Annotated in this window: 3 protein-coding genes; all 3 read left to right on the top strand. The window is 60.3% G+C overall.

The window, feature by feature from the left end; all coding sequences use genetic code 11:
- A partial coding sequence (locus ACLPJJ_RS01335; protein WP_443588930.1) for a phosphoketolase family protein occupies positions 1–2320 on the top strand: 2320 nt, incomplete at its 5' end.
- Entirely contained in the window at positions 2317–3348 is a 1032-nt protein-coding gene (locus ACLPJJ_RS01330) for a class I fructose-bisphosphate aldolase (RefSeq protein ID WP_443588929.1), read from the top strand. The genes ACLPJJ_RS01335 and ACLPJJ_RS01330, both read left to right, overlap by 4 nt.
- A 156-nt stretch (positions 3349–3504) precedes the next feature.
- A partial coding sequence (locus ACLPJJ_RS01325; protein ID WP_443588928.1) for a histidine phosphatase family protein occupies positions 3505–3941 on the top strand: 437 nt, incomplete at its 3' end.

Raw genomic sequence — 3941 nt, 5'->3', positions numbered from 1 at the left:
CTGGCGCGCCGCCAACTATCTGTCGGTCGGCCAGATTTATCTTTTTGATAATCCGCTGCTCAAGCGGCCGCTGGCGCTCACGGATGTGAAGCACATGTTACTGGGACACTGGGGCACGACCCCGGGGCAGAACTTCATTTACGTGCACTTGAACCGGGTCATCAAAAAATACGATCTCGACATGATTTACGTCTCCGGCCCCGGTCACGGCGGCCCGGCGGTCGTAGCCAACACTTACCTCGAAGGCACTTACAGCGAGATCTATCCCGATATCAGCCAGGATGAGGCCGGGCTTCGGAAGCTTTTCATTCAGTTTTCATTTCCCGGAGGAATTCCAAGCCACGCATCGCCGGAGTGCCCGGGCTCGATCCACGAGGGCGGCGAGCTGGGCTATTCGCTCAGCCATTCGTTTGGGGCGGTATTCGACAATCCCGATCTCGTTGTCGCCTGCGTCGTCGGCGACGGGGAGGCGGAGACGGGTCCGCTGGCCACCGCATGGCACTCGAACAAGTTCCTCGATCCCGTGACCGACGGCGCGGTACTACCGATTCTGCATCTCAACGGCTACAAGATTTCCAACCCGACTATCCTCGCCCGCATCACCCGCGAGGAATTGGAACAGCTGCTCTGCGGCTACGGGTGGACGCCCTACTTCGTCGAGGGTCACGAGCACGAGCTGATGCATGAGGCTATGGCCGTGATGCTCGACACGGCAGTGGAGCAGATCAAAAAAATCCAGCGGGACGCCCGCGCCGAAGGTAAGTTCGTGCGTCCGCGCTGGCCGATGATCGTCCTCAATTCACCCAAGGGCTGGACGGGGCCGAAGACGGTCGATGGCCTGCAGGTTGAAGGCACCTTCCGTTCGCACCAGGTGCCGCTCTCCGACCCGGCCACCCATCCCGAACACCTCAAGCTGTTGGAAGACTGGCTGAGAAGCTACCGGCCGGAGGAACTCTTCGATGAGCAGGGCCGCCTGAAACCAGAACTGGCCGAACTTGCGCCCAAGGGCGAACGACGCATGGGCGCGAATCCCCACGCTAACGGCGGCATTCTGCTCCGCGATCTGCGGATGCCGGATTTCCGCGAGTACGCGGTCGACGTGCCCTCACCGGGGGTGCGCGGCATTGGCGACACGCATGTGCTCGGGCGTTTCCTGCGCGACGTGGCGAAGCTGAACACTGAGCAGCGCAATTTCCGGGTCTTTGGTCCTGACGAGACGCTCTCCAACGGCCTGGAAGCTCTCTTTGACGTGACCAAACGCCAATGGGACGCCGCGACCGTGCCGAATGACGAATTTCTCGCACCCACCGGGCGCGTGATGGAAATGCTCAGCGAGCACCAATGTGAGGGCTGGCTCGAGGGCTACCTGCTCACAGGGCGGCATGGGCTCTTCAACTGCTACGAGGCGTTCATCCACATCGTCGATTCGATGTTCAACCAGCACGCCAAGTGGCTGAAGGTCACGTCGCACCTGCCGTGGCGGCGGAAGATCTCCTCGTTAAACTACCTGCTGGCCTCACATGTCTGGCGCCAGGATCACAACGGCTTCACCCACCAGGACCCCGGTTTCATCGACCACGTTGTGAACAAGAAGGCCGAGGTCGTGCGTGTTTACCTGCCGCCAGATGCAAACTGCCTGCTGTCGGTGATGGGCCACTGCCTGCGCAGCCGCCATTACGTCAATGTCGTGATCGCGGGCAAACACCCGGCGCCGCAGTGGCTGACGATGGACGCCGCCGTCAAGCACTGCACCGTGGGCATTGGCATCTGGCAGTGGGCCAGCAACGACCAGGGCGTTGCACCCGACGTGGTCATGGCCTGCTGCGGCGACGTGCCCACGCTGGAAACGCTCGCCGCCGTCTCCATCATGCGCGAGCATTTGCCCGACTTGAAAATCCGGGTGGTCAACGTCGTCGACCTCATGAAGTTGCAGCCAGACACCGAACATCCACACGGGTTGAGCGACATGGATTTCGACGAGCTCTTCACCAAGGACAAGCCGGTCATCTTCGCCTTCCATGGCTACCCGTGGTTGATCCACCGGCTGACCTACCGCCGCACCAACCACGACAACATCCACGTCCGTGGCTACAAGGAAGAGGGCACCATTACCACGCCCTTTGACATGACGGTGCTGAACGATCTGGACCGCTTCCACCTCGTGATGGACACCATCGATCGCCTGCCGCAGACCGGCGACAAGGGCATCTACTTGAAGCAGCAATTTAAAGACAAGCTCATCGAGCACAAGCAGTACATCGACAAGCACGGCGAGGACCTGCCCGAAATCCGGACCTGGAAGTGGGGCAACTCCAAATGAATGCGCAAGAGCTTATAGACACCGCGAGGACGCTGGTGGCTGGTGACAAGGGCCTGCTGGCAATGGATGAGAGTAATTCGACCTGCAATAAAAGATTTGCAAAGTTGGGGATTCCTCAGACCGAGGAGGCCCGGCGCGCCTATCGCGAGTTGATTGTGACTACCCCCGGTCTCGGTGAGTGCATTAGTGGCGCAATCCTCTATGACGAGACCATCCGCCAGCAGAAGAAAGATGGCACTCCCTTCGTTAAGGCCATCATCGAGGCGGGGATAATACCCGGCATAAAAGTTGATACCGGCGCAAAGGACATGGCAGGTCACCCCCGAGAGAAAATAACCGAAGGTCTGGATGGATTGCGCGACCGCCTTAAAGAATATCTTGAAATAGGCGCCCGTTTTGCTAAGTGGCGCGCGGTGATTGCCGCGGGCGATGGCCTTCCCAGTCGGGGTTGCATCGAGGCCAACGCGCAGGCTTTGGCTCGCTATGCCGCCTTGTGCCAGGAATCCGGACTAGTCCCAGTCGTCGAGCCGGAAGTGCTCATGGACGGCGACCATACCCTGGAGCGGTGCCGCGAGGTGACGGAGGAAGTCCTGCGAAGGGTTTTCGACCAGCTTTACACCCAACGGGTGACGCTGGAGGCGATGATCCTGAAGCCCAACATGGTGCTTCCGGGATTGACCTGCGCTAAGCAAGAAACGGTCGACGAGGTGGCCGACGCCACGGTGAGATGCCTCCTGCGAGTCGTCCCAGCCGCCGTTCCCGGGATTGCGTTCTTGTCGGGCGGCCAATCCGGCGAACTGGCCTCTGCCCGTTTGAATGCCATGCATGTCAGATCCAAGTCACCGAATTCGCGACTGCCTTGGGCGTTGGCGTTTTCATTCGCCCGCGCCATCCAGCAACCGGCTTTGGAGATTTGGCGAGGTGAGGAGAGCCACATTTTGGCGGCACAGCAAGCTCTGTATCATCGAGCCAGCTGCAATCGGGCTGCGCGCCGTGGCGAATACAATGCCGCGATGGAGAGGATATGAGCATCACAACAAGCATTCCCAGACTCACGAGATCTTCGCCATAGCGACAGTAAGAGGACGCTGTTTCGAACCCCGCGCCGAGACGGGATCGAAGACCAAGGTGGATGACGGTTTGAAGCATCTGGCCTAGCCGGGTGTGAAATGGGGCGCAAACAAATGATCGCCACCCAGAGTAGGCTCCTGCAGCTTTACTTCATTCGACACGGCGAAACCGAGTGGTCGCTCTCCGGCCAGCACACTGGTCGCACGGACATTCCGTTGACCGCGCGCGGCGAGGACGAGGCACGCGAACTTGGACCATGCCTCCGGGCGTTCAAGTTTGCTCGTGTGCTGTCCAGCCCGCGGCAACGCGCGCGACGAACGTGTGAGTTGGCCGGGCTGGGGCCGGCGGCCGAGATTGAACCGGACCTGGCGGAATGGGACTATGGCGATTACGAAGGACAGCGCACCGTGGACATTCGCAAAGGGCGACCGGACTGGAATGTGTTTCGGGACGGTTGTCCTCGCGGTGAAATGCCCGCACAAGTTTCCGATCGTGCTGATCGGCTCATCGCACATCTTCGCGCGCTGGACGGAAACGTCGCGCTCTTCTC

Origin of the sequence: Acidocella sp. (assembly GCF_052326845.1) — a bacterium.
Classification (GTDB): Bacteria; Pseudomonadota; Alphaproteobacteria; order Acetobacterales; family Acetobacteraceae; genus Acidocella.
Note: the sequence above shows the minus strand (reverse complement) of the source record. Positions and strands in the feature narration are given on the sequence as shown.